Genomic DNA, 14,182 nt, shown 5'->3' on the forward strand with positions numbered 1-14,182 from the left:
CACCCCTGCCCGCCGCCCGTAGATTGCAGCGAATGCGCCTGATCTGGCTCCTCGGCAGCGCCGTCCTGGCCCTGGCGGCGTGCGGCTCGACGCCGCCGCCGCATCCACTGGACGGCACGAGCTGGCGGCTGCTCAGCCTGGAATCGATGAGCGACGAGCAGGGCACCACCACCGTCGCGGATCCGTCGATGTTCACCGTCGATTTCGGAGCCGACGGACAGGCTGCATTCCGCATCGACTGCAACCGCGGCAGCGCCACCTGGCACGCCAGCGCGGCGTCGCCGGATTCCGGCAGCCTCACCTTCGGGCCGATCGCGACGACCCGCATGGCCTGCCCGCAGCCGTCGCTGGACGGCCAGGTGTCCACCGCGCTGGGCTACGTCCGGGGATTCCTGCTCAAGGACGGCCGGCTGCACATGTCGCTACTGGCCGACGGCGGCATCCTGCACTGGGAGCCGGCCACGCCGCACAAGCCCTAGAAGGCCGGCCAGGGAATCGGCCTGCGCCGGTCCGGGCCCGGCATCACCGGTTCGGCCAGCAGAGCGCGGACCCGCTGCCGCAACGCCGTCACTTCAGCGTCGGTGATGTGACCGCACAGTTCCTCGGCCAGCGGGCCGGACAGTTGCTCGCCGAGCACTGCGACGGCCGCCAGGGTTTCGTCGTCGACGGGCTTGCCCGCCCAACCCCACAGCACCGTCCGCAGCTTGTCTTGAACATGAAGCGACACACCGTGATCCACGCCGTAGACCCGCCCGTCTACACCGGCCAGGATGTGGCCGCCCTTGCGGTCGGCGTTGTTGACGATGACGTCGAACACCGCCATCCGCAGCAGCCGCTCGTCGTCGGCGTGCACCAGCGTCACCTCGTTGCCCGCGTAGTCATAGGCGTCGAGCACCGGAAGGTAGCCCGGCGGAATCGATTTCGCCGGGCACAGGTCGACCAGTGCGGGACCGGCCGGCTCGTCGTCGTCGTCATCGGGTTGGTCCACCCACAGCTGCAGCATTCCGCGCCCGGCGGGCCCGTCGCCAATCACGGTGAGCGGCACGATGTTCCAGCCCAGAGCGGCCGATACCAGGTAGGAGCCGAACTCGCGGCCGGCGAGGGTGCCATCCGGGAAATCCCACAGCGGCTGTTCGCCGGCGACCGGCTTGTAAACGCAGTGCAGGGTCTGTTCGGCCAGCGTCGCCTCGCACAGAAAGGTGGCGTTGCTGGCCGAGCGGATGCGGCCGAGAACGTTCAACTCCCCGCGCTGCAGCACCTCACGTGCCACGGACTCGTCGGTTCCCGTCACGGGTCCAGGTCGTCCTCGGCGCCGCCGAACGCGCCGCGCCGATATCCGTTGGTGCGGACACAGATGTGGCCCTCGGGATCCAGCGGCTCGTCGCACAGCGGGCACGGCGGGCGTCCGGCGGAGATGACGCGATGCGACCGGCTGGCGAATTGTCGCGCCGACTCCGGGGTCAGGAACACCCGCACCGCGTCGGGCCCCTCTTCGGCGTCGTCGAGAACCACCGACGCGTCGAATTCGGTGTCGCTGACGGCCAGCAACTCCACCACCACGGTCTCGGCCTCGGAGTCCCAGCCCAGACCCATCGTGCCGACCCGGAACTCGGCGTCGACTGGGGTGATCAGCGGGCTGAGGTCCTCGACGACATCGGTCTCCGGCGGCAGCGGGGTGCCGAAGCGCCGGTTGATCTCGACCAACAGCGCACCGATGCGTTCAGCCAGCACGGCGACCTGCTGCTTTTCCAGAATCACGGAGATCACCCGGCTGTCGTGCACGGCCTGCAGGTAGAACGTCCGGTTTCCGGGTTGCCCAACGGTCCCGGCCACGAATCGGTCGGGAGTGCGGAAGACGTGAATGGCGCGGGGCATGGTTACCTCCAAAATACCGGCAGAAGCAGCTGAGCCGTAACTCGGCGGAGCCGCTGGGCCGGTGACATTCGGCGCAGATCGCGGCGACGCGGAGAATTCCTAGTCCGTGGAACCGCCGACGACCGCGTCCTCGGCGGCTGTGTCCGCCTCGGTCGGCGGCGGGGCGCTCAGCACCGACGCCAGCTGGCCGCCGGTGTGGTTGACGTGAATCACGAACGGGCGCACCGGCGTATAGCGGATCACGCTCATCGACGCCGGGTCGGCGGTGATGCGCTGGAAGCTGTCCAGGTGGGCGCCGAGCGCGTCGGCGACCACCGACTTGATGACGTCACCGTGCGTGCACGCCACCCACAGGACATCCTTGCCGTGCTCCTGCGCCAACCGGCGGTCGTGGTCCCGGATGGCGGCCACCGCGCGGGACTGGACCTGGGCCAGGCCTTCACCGTCGGGGAACACCGCAGCGCTGGGCTGGTGCTGCACCACCGACCACAGCGGCTCTTTGACCAGGTCCTTCAACGCGCGCCCGGTCCACTGCCCGTAGTCGACCTCGGCAAGCCGCTCGTCGACCACCGGATCCAGGCCCAGGGCCTCGGCCAGCGGCTCCAGCGTCATGCGGCAGCGCAGCAGCGGCGAGCGCACCAGCGCGGCGATCGGCAGGCCGTCGACCCGCTCGGGCAGCGCGGCGGCCTGGGCGCGGCCCTTGTCATCGAGTTCGACGCCCTCAGTGCGCCCGGCCAGGGTGTGGGCGGTATTGGAGGTGGAGCGGCCGTGGCGCAGCAGAATGACAGTCATCTAGCGCCGCTCCTCCTCATCGCTACGCTCTGCATCGTCGCCGGCGGTCATCCCGCGGCCACCACGCCGGTACTCAGCAGCGCCATGACGACGAGGGCCAGCACCACCCGGTAGCCGACGAACCAATACATGACGTGGTGGGCGACGAACCGCAGCAACCACGTGATCGCCGCGAAGCCGACGACGAATGCGATGACGACGGAGACCAGGAGTTGGGCACCCGTGGCGCTCATCCCCTCGGTCACCGGGTGGAAGGCGTCCGGCAGCGAAAACAGCCCTGACGCCAGGATGGCCGGGATACCCAGCAGGAAGCCGAATCTGGCGGACAGCTCACGGTCGAGTCCAAGGAACAGACCCGCGCTGATGGTCGATCCGGACCGCGACACACCGGGAATCAGTGCCAGGCATTGCGCGATGCCGACCAACAGGCCGTCGCGCCAGGTCAGCTGTTCGATGTGGCGGGTCTGGCGGCCGAAGTACTCGGCGGCGGCGATCACTGCGGAGAAGACCAGCATCGCGGTGGCGATGATCCACAGGTTGCGCACCTCGCCACGGATCGCCTGCTTGAACGCGACCCCGAGCACGACGATCGGCACCGTGCCGATGATGACGTACCAGCCCAACCGGTAGTCGGGGTTGTCGCGGTGCGCCTTGACGAACAGGCCGTTGAACCAGGCCTTGAGGATGCGCACGATGTCGCGGGCGAAGTAGATGAGCACGGCGGCTTCGGTGCCCAGCTGGGACACCGCGGTGAACGACGCGCCGGCGTCACCGGCGAAGAAGACCCGGGACACGATCGCCAGGTGGCTCGATGACGAGACCGGCAGGAACTCGGTCAGCCCCTGGACGATCGACAAGACGACGACCTGCAACCACGACATCGACGCGACTTCCACGCCGCCGACCGTACTGGATAACGCGGGAGTTTCAGCGCGCCGGGCGGGGCACCGGCTGCGCGGCGGCGACGGTGTCGCGCAGCGCGGCGATCAGACTGCGCTCGTCGTTGACGTCGAAATCGCCGATATTGCGGGTGGCCGCGGCAACCACGTCCTCGGCGTGCGGCACCGGACCGGCCAGCCGCGGGTGGTAGACCTCGACCACGAGCTGACCGCGGTGCACGTGGAAGGAGAAGCTCCGCCCATCACCGAGGTGGCCGAATCCGCTGGCGAACACGCCCGTCGAGAGGTCCTCGATGGCAAATTCCCGCCCGTCGGACTCGGGTATCGCAGCCAGCGTCATAACGCCACCATAACCCCGGTTACGGAAATCCAGTAGACATAGCCGCAAATTTGTCTTCTGCGCGGAGACCTAGAATCAGTGATCGACAGAGGGCGACCCGGTCGCTCGATCGTGCACACGTCCGAGAGCTACCCGTTGCCAATGGTTGTAAACAGCGCTGGTTTGCGCAGGTACACCGGCGTGTTGCTGACCGTCGTCGCAGTGGCTACGGGGTGCTCCTCGAGTCCGCTCGACGCCCCGCCGCCCACCATCGAACCCGCGCAGGCTGCCGTCTCGCCGCCCCCCGCGACTGCACCTGCGGGGCAGGTTCTGGCCCTGGGCGGCCGCGCGCAGGCCGCGGTGTTCGACGCTAAGACCGCCTCGCTGGTGGTTTTCACCCCGGCCGCCGACCCGAAGGCCGCCGCGACGGTCACCGTGTTCGGACCTGGCGGGACTCCCAGGGCAATCGCGCTGGGCGGCCCGGCGTCGTCGATCGCCGGCGACGGACAGGGCTCGGTATACGTCTCGAGGCGCGGCGGCTACACCGTCGTCGACGTGGCGGCCGGGACCACCCGCCAGGTGGCCGTCGACGGCCAAGCAGACACCGACTTCACCGCAATCGCCCGGCGGGCCGACGGCCGGCTGGTGCTGGGCAGCGCGCAGGGCGCCGCCTTCACGATGGCGACGGAGACCGCGGTGGCCACCAAGGCCGAGATCTTCGCCCGCGTCGACGCGATTGTCACCGAGGGCGACAGCGCCGTCGTGCTGGACCGCGGGCAGACCTCGGTGACGGCGCTGAGCGCCGACGGCAAAGCCCAGCAGGCGCTGCGCGCCGGCGAGGGTGCCACCACGCTGGCCGCCGATCCGCTGGGACGCGTGCTCGTCGCCGACACCCGCGGCGGCCAGCTGCTGGTCTTCGGCGTCGACCCGCTGATCGAACGCCAGGCCTATCCGGTGCCCGCCGCACCCTACGGCCTGGCCGGATCGCGCAAGCTGGTGTGGGTTTCACAGACCGCGGCGAACGTCGTCATTGGTTACGATCTCGCTACTGGAATCCCCGTGGAAAAGGTGCGCTACCCGACCGTGCAGCAACCGAACTCGCTGGCCTTCGATGACAGGACCGGCACGCTCTACGTCGTGTCGGGGTCGGGCGCCGGGGTGCAGGTGATCCGTAACGCCGCCGGTGGCCGATGAGTAGCGCCCACCGCGGCCGGATGCCGGCCAGCTGGGAGGTCGACCTCTCCGAGGACTACGAGTGGATCCCGCTGCGGCTACCGCCGGACGTGACCCGCGTCAGCGCGTCGACCCGGCTGTCGATCGAAGCCGAGTACCGCGGCTGGGAACTGACCAGGGTGCGCCTCTACACCGACGGGAGCCGCCGGGTCTTGTTGCGGCGCAAGAAGATCCGCATCGACGGCCGCCACACAGACCAGCCAGAGCTGTGATGTACTCCGCGGTGCGGCGGGCGCTGTTCCTGGTGCCCCCCGAACGGATCCACACGCTGGTGTTCGCCGGGCTGCGCGCCGCGACGGCCACCGGCGTCGCCCGCAGGCAGCTGAGCCGCCGGCTCGCCCCGCAGGATCCGGTGCTGGCCGCCACGGTGTTCGGGGTGCGTTTTCCGGGTCCGCTCGGGCTGGCCGCGGGATTCGACAAGGACGGTGTCGGCCTGCACACCTGGGGCGCACTGGGTTTCGGCTACGCCGAGGTGGGCACGGTGACCGCCGTTCCGCAGCCGGGTAATCCCCTGCCGCGGCTGTTCCGACTGGCACAGGACCGGGCGCTGCTGAACCGGATGGGCTTCAACAACCACGGCGCCGGACAGCTGGCATTGCAACTGGCCCGCCACCACCCCGACGTACCCATCGGGGTGAACATCGGCAAGTCGAAGGTCACACCGCCCGAGCTGGCCGCCGAGGACTACCGATCCAGTGCTCGACTGCTCGGCCCGCTGGCCGCCTACCTGGTGGTCAACGTCAGCTCCCCCAACACCCCGGGGCTGCGCGACCTGCAGGCGGTGGAGTCGCTGCGCCCCATCCTGAGCGCGGTCCTGAGCGAGACGTCCACACCGGTGCTGGTGAAGATCGCCCCCGACCTGTCCGACGACGACGTCGACGCGGTGGCCGACCTGGCCGTCGAACTCGGCCTGGCGGGCATCGTCGCAACCAACACCACGATCTCGCGAGCCGGGCTGCGCACCCCCGGCGTCGACGAACTCGGCGCCGGCGGGATCTCCGGGCCGCCGGTCGCGCGGCGATCGCTGGAGATCCTGCGGCGGCTCTACGGCCGGGTCGGCGAGCGGCTGGTACTGGTCAGCGTCGGCGGTATCGAAACCGCCGACGATGCCTGGGAGCGAATCACCGCGGGCGCGTCGCTGCTGCAGGGCTACACCGGCTTCGTCTACGGCGGAGGCTTGTGGGCCAAGGAAATTCACGACGGCATCGCCGCGCGGCTGCACGCCGGCGGGTTCAGCTCGCTCAGTGACGCCGTCGGCTCCGCGGCGCCCCTGTAGTCACCGGTTCAGCACTTGGAATTCGGCGGCGGCAGGGTCAGGTCGATCAGGTAGGCCGCGGCGTACTTGTCCACGCAGGCGTCGCCCTGGAACACCACGGTGTGCTGGGTGCCGTCGAAGGTCAGCAGGCCGCCACCGAGCTCCTTGGCCAGCTCGACGCCCGCCCGGTAGGGCGTCGCAGGGTCGTCGGTCGTGGAGACCACGAGCACCGGCCCCAGCCCCGGCGCGGACACCTGGTGCGGGGCGCCGGTCGGCGGCACCGGCCAGAACGCGCAGGTGTCCAGTGGTGCGTCACCGGTGAACGGACCGTAGCTCATGAACGGCGCCGCCAGCCGGGTCCTGCGGTCTTCGTCGACGGCCTTCGTGCGGTCAGTGTTGGGCGGCTCGTCGACACAGTTGACCCCGACCTCGGCGTCGTTGGAGTTGGAGTAGTGACCGTGCTCGTCACGGTTCCAGTACATGTCGGCCATGGCGAGCAAGGTGTCGCCGCGCCCCTGGGACAACTCGGTCAACCCTTCGGTCAGATGCTTCCAGAGAGTCGGCGAGTACATCGCCATGATGGTGCCCGTGATCGCGTCGCCGTAACCCAGGCCGCGCGGATCGTCGGTGCGAATTGGCTTGCCGACCAAGGGATCGACCATATGACGGTAAACGTCGACAGCCTTGGCCGGGTCGGTGCCCAACGGGCACTTGGGTTCTTTGGCACAGTCGGCGGCGAAATCGTCGAACGCCTTCTGGAATGCGGCCGCCTGGTCGATGTTGGACTGGATCGGATCCGCGTCAGGATCGACCGCACCGTCGAGGATCATCGCTCGCACCTTGTCCGGAAAGGCCTCGGCGTAGGCCGTTCCGATCTCGGTGCCGTAGGAATATCCCAGATAGGTCAGCTTCTCGTCACCCAGTGCGGCACGCAGCCGGTCGAGATCCCTGGCGACATTGGCGGTTCCCACGTTAGCCAAGAAGTCCTTACCCATTTTGTCCACGCAGCGCTGGACGAACTGTTTCTCTGTGCTCTCGATATGGGCAACGCCGGCAGGGGTGTAGTCAACCTGGGGATCGGCGCGCATCGCGTCGTTGTCGGCATCGGAGTTGCACCACAGCGCCGGAGTCGACGAACCGACTCCCCGCGGGTCGAACCCGACGAGGTCGAACCGGGCCCGGATCTGCGGTGGCAGCGAATCCAGCATCGACAGTGCCGCGTCGACGCCCGACTCCCCCGGGCCGCCGGGGTTGATGACCAGCGAACCGATCTTGCCCCCGGTAGCCGGAAACCGGATGAGCGCCAACTTGGCAACCGCCCCACCGGAATTCGCGTAGTCGATCGGGACAGTGAGGTCGCCACACTGCGCATCTGCGGGGATGTGCGCTCCGTCGCCACCGCCGACGGCGTGACACGGCCCCCACTCGATCGCAGCCGACTGACCGATCGGCGGCCTCGCCGCCACCGGCTTCCCCTCGACGATCGCACCGCAGCCGGCGGACACCAGCACGATCGCACCGAGAACAGCCCCGAGACCGGATACTCGGCTGTGGCCGGCACACGCAGAGCGACTCATCCTCGACATGCTGCCAGGCCGCGCCGCCTACTTCTGCTCGTAGGTCCCATGGATCACCGCGCGGGCGATCGCGTTCATGAACAGGTTGAAGCCCAGGAAGGCCGGGCTGGCGTCCTCGGTGAGCTCCAGCTTCTCCACATTGAGGGCATGCACGGCGACGAAGTAGCGGTGGTAGCCGTGACCGGCCGGCGGGGCGGCGCCGATGAAGCGACGCACGCCGGCATCGTTGACCAAGGTCAGCGCGTCACCAGGCAGCAGCGAGCCGTCGCCGACACCGGAGGGCAGCTCGGTGGTGGTGGCGGGCAGGTTGGCCACCGCCCAGTGCCAGAAGCCCGACGCCGTGGGGGCGTCCGGGTCGTAGACGGTGACCGCGAAGCTGCGGGTCTCTTCGGGGAAGCCCGACCAGCTCAGCTGGGGTGAGACATCCTCGCCGTCGGCGCCCATGATGCCGCTGACCTGAGCGTTGCGCAGCGGCTTGCCGTCGGTGATGTCGGTACTCGTCAGGGTGAAGCCGGGCAGTTCGGGCAGGAAGTCGTAGGGGTTGTAGTCAAAGGCCATGAGTGCCAGTCCTTTCGGGGTTGGTCAGCAGTTCTTCAAGAAGTGTTCGAGCACGGCCACGCCGAACTCCAGCGCGTCGATGGGTACCCGCTCGTCGATGCCGTGGAACAGCGCCGCGAAGTCCAGTTCCGGCGGCAGCCGCAGCGGTATGAAACCGAAACACCGAATACCAAGGCGGGCAAAAGCTTTCGCGTCCGTACCGCCGGAGAGCATATACGGCACGGTGCGGGCTTCGGGATCCACCGCCAGCAGCGCGGCGTTCATCGCGTCCACCAGGTCGCCGTCGAACGTCGTCTCGTAGGACGGCAGGTCGCGTTCCCAGGTGCGGGTGACGTCGGGCCCGATGAGCTCGTCGATCTCGCGCTCGAAGGCTTCCTTACGGCCGGGCAGCACCCGGCAGTCCACCACCGCCTCGGCCGTCTGCGGGATCACGTTGGCCTTGTACCCGGCCTTGAGCATCGTGGGATTGGCGGTGTCGCGCAGTGTGGCGCCGACAATGCGGGCGATACCGCCGAGCTTGGCGATCGTGCCGTCCAGGTCCGGAGAGTCCAGGTCGAAGCTGTAGCCGGTCTCCTCGGCGACCGCCGTCAAGAACTGCTCCACCGAATCGGTGAGTACCAAGGGGAACTGGTGGCGGCCCAGCCGCGCGACCGCCTCGGCGATCGCGGTGACCGCGTTGTCGTCGTGGACCATCGAGCCGTGCCCCGCCCGGCCGCGGGCGGTCAGCCGCATCCACGACAGCCCCTTCTCGGCGGTCTCGATCAGATACAGCCGGCGCTCCCCACCGTCCTTGTGCGGCACCGTCAACGAGAACCCGCCCACCTCGCCGATGGCCTCGGTGATGCCGTCGAACAGGTCGGGCCGGTTGTCGACAAGCCACTGTGCGCCATAGGTTCCGCCGTGCTCCTCGTCGGCGACGAAGGCGAACACCAGATCACGGGGTGGCACGATCCCGGCGCGTTTGAAGTGCCGCGCGACAGCGATCATCATGCCGCACATGTCCTTCATGTCGACCGCGCCGCGGCCCCAGACATAGCCGTCGGCGATGGCGCCGGAGAACGGGTGCACGCTCCAGTCCGCGGGTTCGGCGGGCACGACGTCGAGATGGCCGTGGATGAGCAGCGCGCCGCGGCTCGGGTCCGACCCGGCGAGGCGGGCGAAGACGTTGCCGCGGCCGGGGGCGCCGGACTCGACGTACTCGGTGGCATAGCCGACCGCGCTGAGCTGCTCGGCCACCCACAGGGCGCACTCCGCCTCGCCCTTGGTGGTCTCGAGTTCGCCGGTATTGGAGGTGTCGAAACGGATGAGGGCGCTGACGAGGTCGACGACCTCGTCCACGGGTTGTGTCACAGTCACCTTTCCTACCACTGGCGGCGCCACACCGGAGATGTGGCGTCCAGCCAATACCACATGTTTCCCTCCAACCCCTCGCGCAACACGCCGATATGGGGTTTGATTTACCAGTGACTCCCCGCCTGCCCGCGATCGCGGCGCTGCTGTGCCTGGCGCTCAGCGGCTGCACCGCCACCACCTCGGGCAGTGCGATGTCTGCCGACCACGCTCCGCTGGCCACAGCCGACTCGCTTCCCGCACTGCTGCTGCCCGCCGGTGACGTCGGGGCGGCCCTGTCGAGCGACGACGTCGTGGTCACCGCCGACGTGACCAGGGCGTGGAACGACAGCGCCCGGCTCGACGACGTGAACTGCCTGGCCATCGCGGGTGCCGCTCAGCAGAGCGTGTACGCCAAGAGTGGCTCGACAGCCATCCACGGACAGGTGTTGCGCGACCCGCCGACGGCGCCGGCCTGGTCGCACTTCGCGGTGCAGGCCGTGGTGCTGTTCCCGACCGCGCGGGCAGCCGCGGACTTCTTCACTGCCTCGCAGGCACAGTGGGCCGGCTGCTCGGACCGCGAACTCACCTACCCCGCACCGATCGGCCCCGCCCAGGTGTGGTCGGTGGGCCGCCCCAGCACCGACCGCGACGTGCTCGCGGTGTCGCGGGTGCAGACGACCCCGGAGAAATGGTCGTGCCAGCGGGCGCTGACCGTGCACAGCAATGTGGCGGTCGATGTCGAAGCGTGCAGCCTCGACGGTCCGACGTCGGCGGCCTCGGCGATCGCTGGCCAAATCGCCCAGCGCCTGCCTGCGGCCTAGTTCCGGTTTGGGACTCCGGTCGTCGATCCGTTAGCCTTAGCTGCCCCGCAGGGGCGATGTCCGAGTGGCGGAATGGCAGACGCGCTAGCTTGAGGTGCTAGTGCCCTATTAACGGGCGTGGGGGTTCAAGTCCCCCCTCGGACACAACAGAACGGCCCCGGTCACCCGGGGCCGTTCTCGTACCCGGCCCGGCGCGCCGTAACGCGCGGACCTGTTCGGCACACCAAGCCTCGGAACACAATCTCGCCCCGCGCAGCGGGGCCATCGACCCGAGGACCCTCACATGCGCAAGATCCTGTTCTCCGCCGCCATCGCCGCAACTGCACTGGCCACTGCATTGGCGACACCCGGACCGGCCGCCGCCGTCCCGCCCAGCGGCTCGGCTGCCGACATCGTCAAAACACTTCAGGATCAGGGGTACAGCGTGCAATTCAACGGCACCGTGCTGGGCCCGCTGGCCCGGTGTTCGGTCACCGGCGTGCACGGCCTGGTGGTCATGATGATGCCGGACGGCACCCTGATGCTGCCGATGGACAAGAGCAACCCCGGCGATGTCTTCGTCGACGTCTCGTGCCCGTCAAGCAACAACTGAGCCGACCTAGCTGTGCGCGCCTTCGTCGGCCACCGTGCGCCCGCGGGTCTTGATGAGGCTGGCGACGGTGGTCACGACGAGGATCACGCCGATGACACTCAGCGACAGGCCGGTGGTGATCTCGGGCACCTTGACGTGCTGGCCGCCGTTGATGAACGGCAGGGTGTTCTCGTGCAGCGCATGCAGAACGAGCTTCACGCCGATGAATGCCAGGATCAGTGACAGCCCGTAAGACAGGTACACCAGCCGGTCCAGCAGTCCGCCGATCAGGAAGTACAGCTGCCGCAGGCCCATCAACGCGAAGGCGTTGGCGGTGAAGACGATGTAGGGCTCTTCGGTGAGGCCGTAGATGGCCGGGATGGAGTCCAGCGCGAACAGCAGGTCGGTGAACCCGATTGCGATGAGCGCCAACAACATCGGGGTGACGACCCGCTTGTCGTCGACCGTGGTGAGGAACTTGTCGCCGTGGTAGTCGTCGGTGGTCGGCACGAACTTGCGCACAAACGTGATGATCCGGCTGTCGCGTTCCTCCTCGACCTCCTTCTCATGGCCGGCCTCGCGGGCCAGCTTGGCCGCGGTGAGCACCAGGAAGATGCCGAAGATGTAGAACACCCAGCTGTATGCGCTGATGGCGGCGGCGCCGACGGCGATGAAGCCGGCCCGCATCACCAGGGCCATGACAATGCCGATCAACAGCAGCTTCTGCTGGAACGCCCGCGGCACGGCGAACGTCGCCATGATCACGGTGAAGACGAAAAGGTTGTCCACCGAGAGGGCCTTCTCGGTGACGTAGCCGGCGAAGTACTCACCGGCGAACTGCCCGCCCCACTGCCACCACACCACGAAGCCGAACACGATGGCCAGGCCGATGTAGACCGCCGACCAGGTGGCCGACTCGCGGAACGTCGGTTCGTGCGGGACCCGCACATGGGCGTAGAAGTCGAACACGAACAGCCCGAGAATGACCACGCAGGTGACCACCCAGACCATTAACGAAACGTCCATGTTGCCATTATGCGGATCGGCGCGAAGTGCCTGTTCCGGAAGTTTGCTCGCTGCGACAAGACCGCCGCGCGCTGGCATGATCCGGTGCTTATGACCCTGCACCACCTTCCGGCGACGCCACAGACGGTGCACTGGGGGTTCTTCGATCCCCGCCAACCACCCGCCGTGACGGTGGACTCCGGCGACGTGGTGGAGATCGAGACCCTGACCCATCACGCGGGCGATGCCCCGGACCTGTTGATGGACGACGGGATCGCGCAGGTCTTCGAGGAGGTCGACGATCGCGGTCCGGGCCCGCACATCCTCACCGGGCCGATCGCGGTCGCCGGGGCGCGACCGGGTGACGTGCTGCAGGTCGACATCCTTGCGGCCACCCCGCGGCTGCCCTACGGCTCCAACCTGGCCGCCCACTGGGGTTACCTGTACCGCGAGCTGCCCGTGGAACGGGTGACCGTCTACGAGCTGGACACCGAGGCGCTGCTGGGCCGCGCCCTGTTCGGCTACGACTGGACCGCGACGCCGCTAGCCGACGCTCCCGGCACCATCGTCACCCCGCCGGAGAGCCGCCGCGAGCCCGCCCTGGCCGGCGTCGTCGTCCCGCTGCGCCCGCACTTCGGCACGATGGGCGTCGCACCCGCGGAACCAGCCCGGGTCTCGTCGGTGCCGCCGGGTGATCACGGCGGCAACGTCGACAACTGGCGGATCGGCGCCGGCGGCCGGATGTACTACCCGGTGCAGGTCGCCGGCGCACTGTTGTCGGTCGGCGATCCGCACGTCTCCCAGGGCGACGGGGAGGTGAGCGGAACGGCACTGGAGTCGTCACTGAACGGGTTGCTGCGCTTGACTATTCGCCGCGATCTGCCGTTCTCCGTACCGGTGCTGGAGACGGCGACCGAGCTTCTGGTGCACGGCTTCGGTGACACCCTCGACGCAGCGATGAAGAGTGCCGCGCTGCGCGCCCTGGACCTGCTGGTCCGCCACTTCGGCCTGACCCGTCCGGATGCCTACTCGTTCATGTCGGTGGCGGTGGACTTCACCGTGACGCAGGTGGTCGACCAGCGCCAGGGCGTGCACGCCCGGATCGACAAGCGGTGCTTCCCGCGGTGGCAGAATCCGGCGGCATGACAGATTCCGAATGTCGCCGGCCCAGCGGCTCCGGCATCCGGGCCTTCACGTTCACACCAGCAGACGGCGTGCCGCCCGCGGTGGCCCCGTTCTCGCACGCCACCGCCGCCGGGCCGACCCTGTACGTGACCGGGCAGATGCCCACTGACACCACGGGCGCACTGGTCGGCGACGACGTCGCCACCCAGACCGAGCAGGTGCTGCGAAACCTGCTGCGCGTGACCGAACTGTGCGGCGGCGGCATTGACGATGTGGTGTCGGTGCGGGCGTTTCTGACCGACTGGTCGGACTACGCGGCGTTCAACGACGCCTACGCGCCGTGGTTTCCCGACCGGCTACCGAGCCGAACGTGCGTCGGCACGACCGGACTGGCCGTCGGTGCAGTTGTGGAGATCGACTGGGTGTGCTGGCGAGCCGAGGGCTGGCCGGGTGTGGGCTGATCGCCGGGCCGTCACAGCGTAGGCGATCCAGGACACCAGCACCGCGGCGAACGCCGACGCCTGCGCATAACCCGTTGCGCCGGAGGGATACATGACCCCGGTGATGTAGTGGTCGATGAAGCCGGCCGACCCGAGCGGCGGCAGGCCGGCCCGCGGGCGGGCCCACTGCTCCAGCGCGGTCAGTGGGCACCAGAAGTGCAGGGCGACACTGCCGATGCCCCACAGCACGATCGGGACGTGCAACCAGATGGAGCGACGCCAGCGCAACGCCAGAAAGCCACCGCTGGGCAGGTAGATCAGAAACGCGAAGTGCGCAGCGACCACCAGCCAGACCACAAGGGTGTAGAGCGCTGTCATGT

General features: G+C 68.6%; 18 protein-coding genes and 1 tRNA gene. 9 read left to right on the forward strand and 10 right to left on the reverse strand.

Annotated elements, in window-relative coordinates; translation table 11 throughout:
- The first annotated feature begins 32 nt into the window (after positions 1-32).
- Positions 33-479: an META domain-containing protein gene (locus tag HBE64_RS11630; RefSeq protein WP_167101885.1), complete on the forward strand. Its 447-nt coding sequence runs from the start codon at positions 33-35 to the stop codon at positions 477-479.
- On the opposite strand, the gene HBE64_RS11635 is transcribed toward HBE64_RS11630, so the two are convergent.
- The 5 genes from HBE64_RS11635 to HBE64_RS11655 form a co-directional block, all read right to left on the reverse strand.
- Positions 476-1,291: an SCO1664 family protein gene (locus tag HBE64_RS11635; RefSeq protein ID WP_167101888.1), complete on the reverse strand. Its 816-nt coding sequence runs from the start codon at positions 1,289-1,291 to the stop codon at positions 476-478. The genes HBE64_RS11630 and HBE64_RS11635 overlap by 4 nt on opposite strands.
- Positions 1,288-1,875, reverse strand: coding sequence for a DUF3090 domain-containing protein (locus tag HBE64_RS11640; RefSeq protein ID WP_167101891.1), 588 nt, complete (start codon positions 1,873-1,875; stop codon positions 1,288-1,290). Before HBE64_RS11640 ends, HBE64_RS11635 begins: the two co-directional genes overlap by 4 nt.
- A 99-nt stretch (positions 1,876-1,974) precedes the next feature.
- The gene (locus HBE64_RS11645) at positions 1,975-2,667 is read right to left on the reverse strand and encodes a histidine phosphatase family protein (RefSeq protein WP_167101894.1); all 693 of its coding nucleotides are present in this window, start codon (positions 2,665-2,667) and stop codon (positions 1,975-1,977) included.
- 47 nt (positions 2,668-2,714) lie between these two features.
- Positions 2,715-3,548: an undecaprenyl-diphosphate phosphatase gene (locus HBE64_RS11650; RefSeq protein WP_167109091.1), complete on the reverse strand. Its 834-nt coding sequence runs from the start codon at positions 3,546-3,548 to the stop codon at positions 2,715-2,717.
- A 46-nt stretch (positions 3,549-3,594) separates the two neighbouring features.
- Positions 3,595-3,906 carry a hypothetical protein gene (locus HBE64_RS11655; RefSeq protein ID WP_167101897.1) on the reverse strand — a complete coding sequence of 104 codons (312 nt, stop codon included), beginning with the start codon at positions 3,904-3,906 and terminating at the stop codon, positions 3,595-3,597.
- 141 nt (positions 3,907-4,047) lie between these two features.
- On the opposite strand from HBE64_RS11655, the gene HBE64_RS11660 reads away from it, so the two are divergent.
- The 3 genes from HBE64_RS11660 to HBE64_RS11670 are packed head-to-tail and all read left to right on the forward strand — an operon-like array spanning position 4,048 to position 6,394.
- Positions 4,048-5,079 (forward strand): hypothetical protein, encoded by a 1,032-nt coding sequence (locus HBE64_RS11660; RefSeq protein ID WP_167101900.1) that lies wholly within the window; start codon positions 4,048-4,050, stop codon positions 5,077-5,079.
- Complete coding sequence (locus HBE64_RS11665; RefSeq protein ID WP_167101903.1) at positions 5,076-5,330, forward strand: DUF5703 family protein; 255 nt, start codon at positions 5,076-5,078, stop codon at positions 5,328-5,330. The genes HBE64_RS11660 and HBE64_RS11665 overlap by 4 nt, the downstream gene beginning before the upstream one ends.
- Positions 5,330-6,394 (forward strand): quinone-dependent dihydroorotate dehydrogenase, encoded by a 1,065-nt coding sequence (locus HBE64_RS11670; RefSeq protein WP_167101905.1) that lies wholly within the window; start codon positions 5,330-5,332, stop codon positions 6,392-6,394. The genes HBE64_RS11665 and HBE64_RS11670 overlap by 1 nt, the downstream gene beginning before the upstream one ends.
- Positions 6,395-6,402: 8 nt before the next feature.
- Here the strand turns inward: HBE64_RS11670 and HBE64_RS11675 are convergent, their stop codons facing one another.
- From HBE64_RS11675 to HBE64_RS11685, 3 genes are read right to left on the reverse strand one after another with little or no spacing between them, the layout of a single operon-like run.
- Entirely contained in the window at positions 6,403-7,950 is a 1,548-nt protein-coding gene (locus tag HBE64_RS11675) for an alpha/beta hydrolase (RefSeq protein ID WP_167101908.1), read from the reverse strand.
- A gap of 27 nt (positions 7,951-7,977) precedes the next feature.
- Positions 7,978-8,508 carry a YbhB/YbcL family Raf kinase inhibitor-like protein gene (locus tag HBE64_RS11680; protein WP_167101911.1) on the reverse strand — a complete coding sequence of 177 codons (531 nt, stop codon included), beginning with the start codon at positions 8,506-8,508 and terminating at the stop codon, positions 7,978-7,980.
- Between the two features lie 24 nt (positions 8,509-8,532).
- On the reverse strand, positions 8,533-9,876 hold the full coding sequence (locus HBE64_RS11685) for a M20/M25/M40 family metallo-hydrolase (protein WP_208300678.1): 1,344 nt from the start codon (positions 9,874-9,876) through the stop codon (positions 8,533-8,535).
- 95 nt (positions 9,877-9,971) lie between these two features.
- Between HBE64_RS11685 and HBE64_RS11690 the strand changes: the two genes are divergently transcribed.
- From HBE64_RS11690 to HBE64_RS11700, 3 genes are all read left to right on the forward strand, one after another.
- Entirely contained in the window at positions 9,972-10,661 is a 690-nt protein-coding gene (locus HBE64_RS11690; protein ID WP_167101918.1) for a sensor domain-containing protein, read from the forward strand.
- Positions 10,662-10,719: 58 nt separating this feature from the next.
- A tRNA-Leu gene (locus tag HBE64_RS11695) sits at positions 10,720-10,805 on the forward strand.
- A gap of 139 nt (positions 10,806-10,944) precedes the next feature.
- Entirely contained in the window at positions 10,945-11,253 is a 309-nt protein-coding gene (locus HBE64_RS11700; RefSeq protein ID WP_167101920.1) for a hypothetical protein, read from the forward strand.
- Positions 11,254-11,259: 6 nt separating this feature from the next.
- Here HBE64_RS11700 and HBE64_RS11705 read toward each other — a convergent pair whose 3' ends face one another.
- Positions 11,260-12,258 carry a TerC family protein gene (locus HBE64_RS11705; RefSeq protein WP_167101923.1) on the reverse strand — a complete coding sequence of 333 codons (999 nt, stop codon included), beginning with the start codon at positions 12,256-12,258 and terminating at the stop codon, positions 11,260-11,262.
- A gap of 9 nt (positions 12,259-12,267) precedes the next feature.
- Between HBE64_RS11705 and HBE64_RS11710 the strand changes: the two genes are divergently transcribed.
- Positions 12,268-13,383, forward strand: a complete 1,116-nt coding sequence (locus HBE64_RS11710; protein ID WP_243841582.1) for an acetamidase/formamidase family protein — start codon at positions 12,268-12,270, stop codon at positions 13,381-13,383.
- A complete protein-coding gene (locus tag HBE64_RS11715; protein ID WP_167101927.1) occupies positions 13,380-13,823 on the forward strand; it encodes a RidA family protein in 444 nt (147 codons plus the stop codon). Before HBE64_RS11710 ends, HBE64_RS11715 begins: the two co-directional genes overlap by 4 nt.
- Here the strand turns inward: HBE64_RS11715 and HBE64_RS24995 are convergent.
- Positions 13,719-14,180 (reverse strand): DUF2784 domain-containing protein, encoded by a 462-nt coding sequence (locus HBE64_RS24995; protein WP_167101930.1) that lies wholly within the window; start codon positions 14,178-14,180, stop codon positions 13,719-13,721. The genes HBE64_RS11715 and HBE64_RS24995 overlap by 105 nt on opposite strands.
- Between the last annotated feature and the right edge of the window lie 2 nt (positions 14,181-14,182).

Origin of the sequence: Mycobacterium sp. DL592 (assembly GCF_011694515.1) — a bacterium.
In the GTDB taxonomy this organism is placed as follows: Bacteria; Actinomycetota; Actinomycetes; order Mycobacteriales; family Mycobacteriaceae; genus Mycobacterium.

Bases quoted from the DNA above. Each gene is read 5' to 3' on its own strand.
- HBE64_RS11700 (WP_167101920.1), top strand. From the start codon at position 10,945: ATGCGCAAGATCCTGTTCTCCGCCGCCATCGCCGCAACTGCACTGGCC.
- HBE64_RS11680 (WP_167101911.1), bottom strand. From the start codon at position 8,508: ATGGCCTTTGACTACAACCCCTACGACTTCCTGCCCGAACTGCCCGGC.
- HBE64_RS11660 (WP_167101900.1), top strand. From the start codon at position 4,048: ATGGTTGTAAACAGCGCTGGTTTGCGCAGGTACACCGGCGTGTTGCTG.
- HBE64_RS11630 (WP_167101885.1), top strand. From the start codon at position 33: ATGCGCCTGATCTGGCTCCTCGGCAGCGCCGTCCTGGCCCTGGCGGCG.
- HBE64_RS11650 (WP_167109091.1), bottom strand. From the start codon at position 3,548: ATGTCGTGGTTGCAGGTCGTCGTCTTGTCGATCGTCCAGGGGCTGACC.
- HBE64_RS11675 (WP_167101908.1), bottom strand. From the start codon at position 7,950: ATGAGTCGCTCTGCGTGTGCCGGCCACAGCCGAGTATCCGGTCTCGGG.
- HBE64_RS11645 (WP_167101894.1), bottom strand. From the start codon at position 2,667: ATGACTGTCATTCTGCTGCGCCACGGCCGCTCCACCTCCAATACCGCC.
- HBE64_RS11640 (WP_167101891.1), bottom strand. From the start codon at position 1,875: ATGCCCCGCGCCATTCACGTCTTCCGCACTCCCGACCGATTCGTGGCC.
- HBE64_RS11655 (WP_167101897.1), bottom strand. From the start codon at position 3,906: ATGACGCTGGCTGCGATACCCGAGTCCGACGGGCGGGAATTTGCCATC.
- HBE64_RS24995 (WP_167101930.1), bottom strand. From the start codon at position 14,180: ATGACAGCGCTCTACACCCTTGTGGTCTGGCTGGTGGTCGCTGCGCAC.
- HBE64_RS11670 (WP_167101905.1), top strand. From the start codon at position 5,330: ATGTACTCCGCGGTGCGGCGGGCGCTGTTCCTGGTGCCCCCCGAACGG.
- HBE64_RS11705 (WP_167101923.1), bottom strand. From the start codon at position 12,258: ATGGACGTTTCGTTAATGGTCTGGGTGGTCACCTGCGTGGTCATTCTC.
- HBE64_RS11710 (WP_243841582.1), top strand. From the start codon at position 12,268: ATGCGGATCGGCGCGAAGTGCCTGTTCCGGAAGTTTGCTCGCTGCGAC.
- HBE64_RS11715 (WP_167101927.1), top strand. From the start codon at position 13,380: ATGACAGATTCCGAATGTCGCCGGCCCAGCGGCTCCGGCATCCGGGCC.
- HBE64_RS11665 (WP_167101903.1), top strand. From the start codon at position 5,076: ATGAGTAGCGCCCACCGCGGCCGGATGCCGGCCAGCTGGGAGGTCGAC.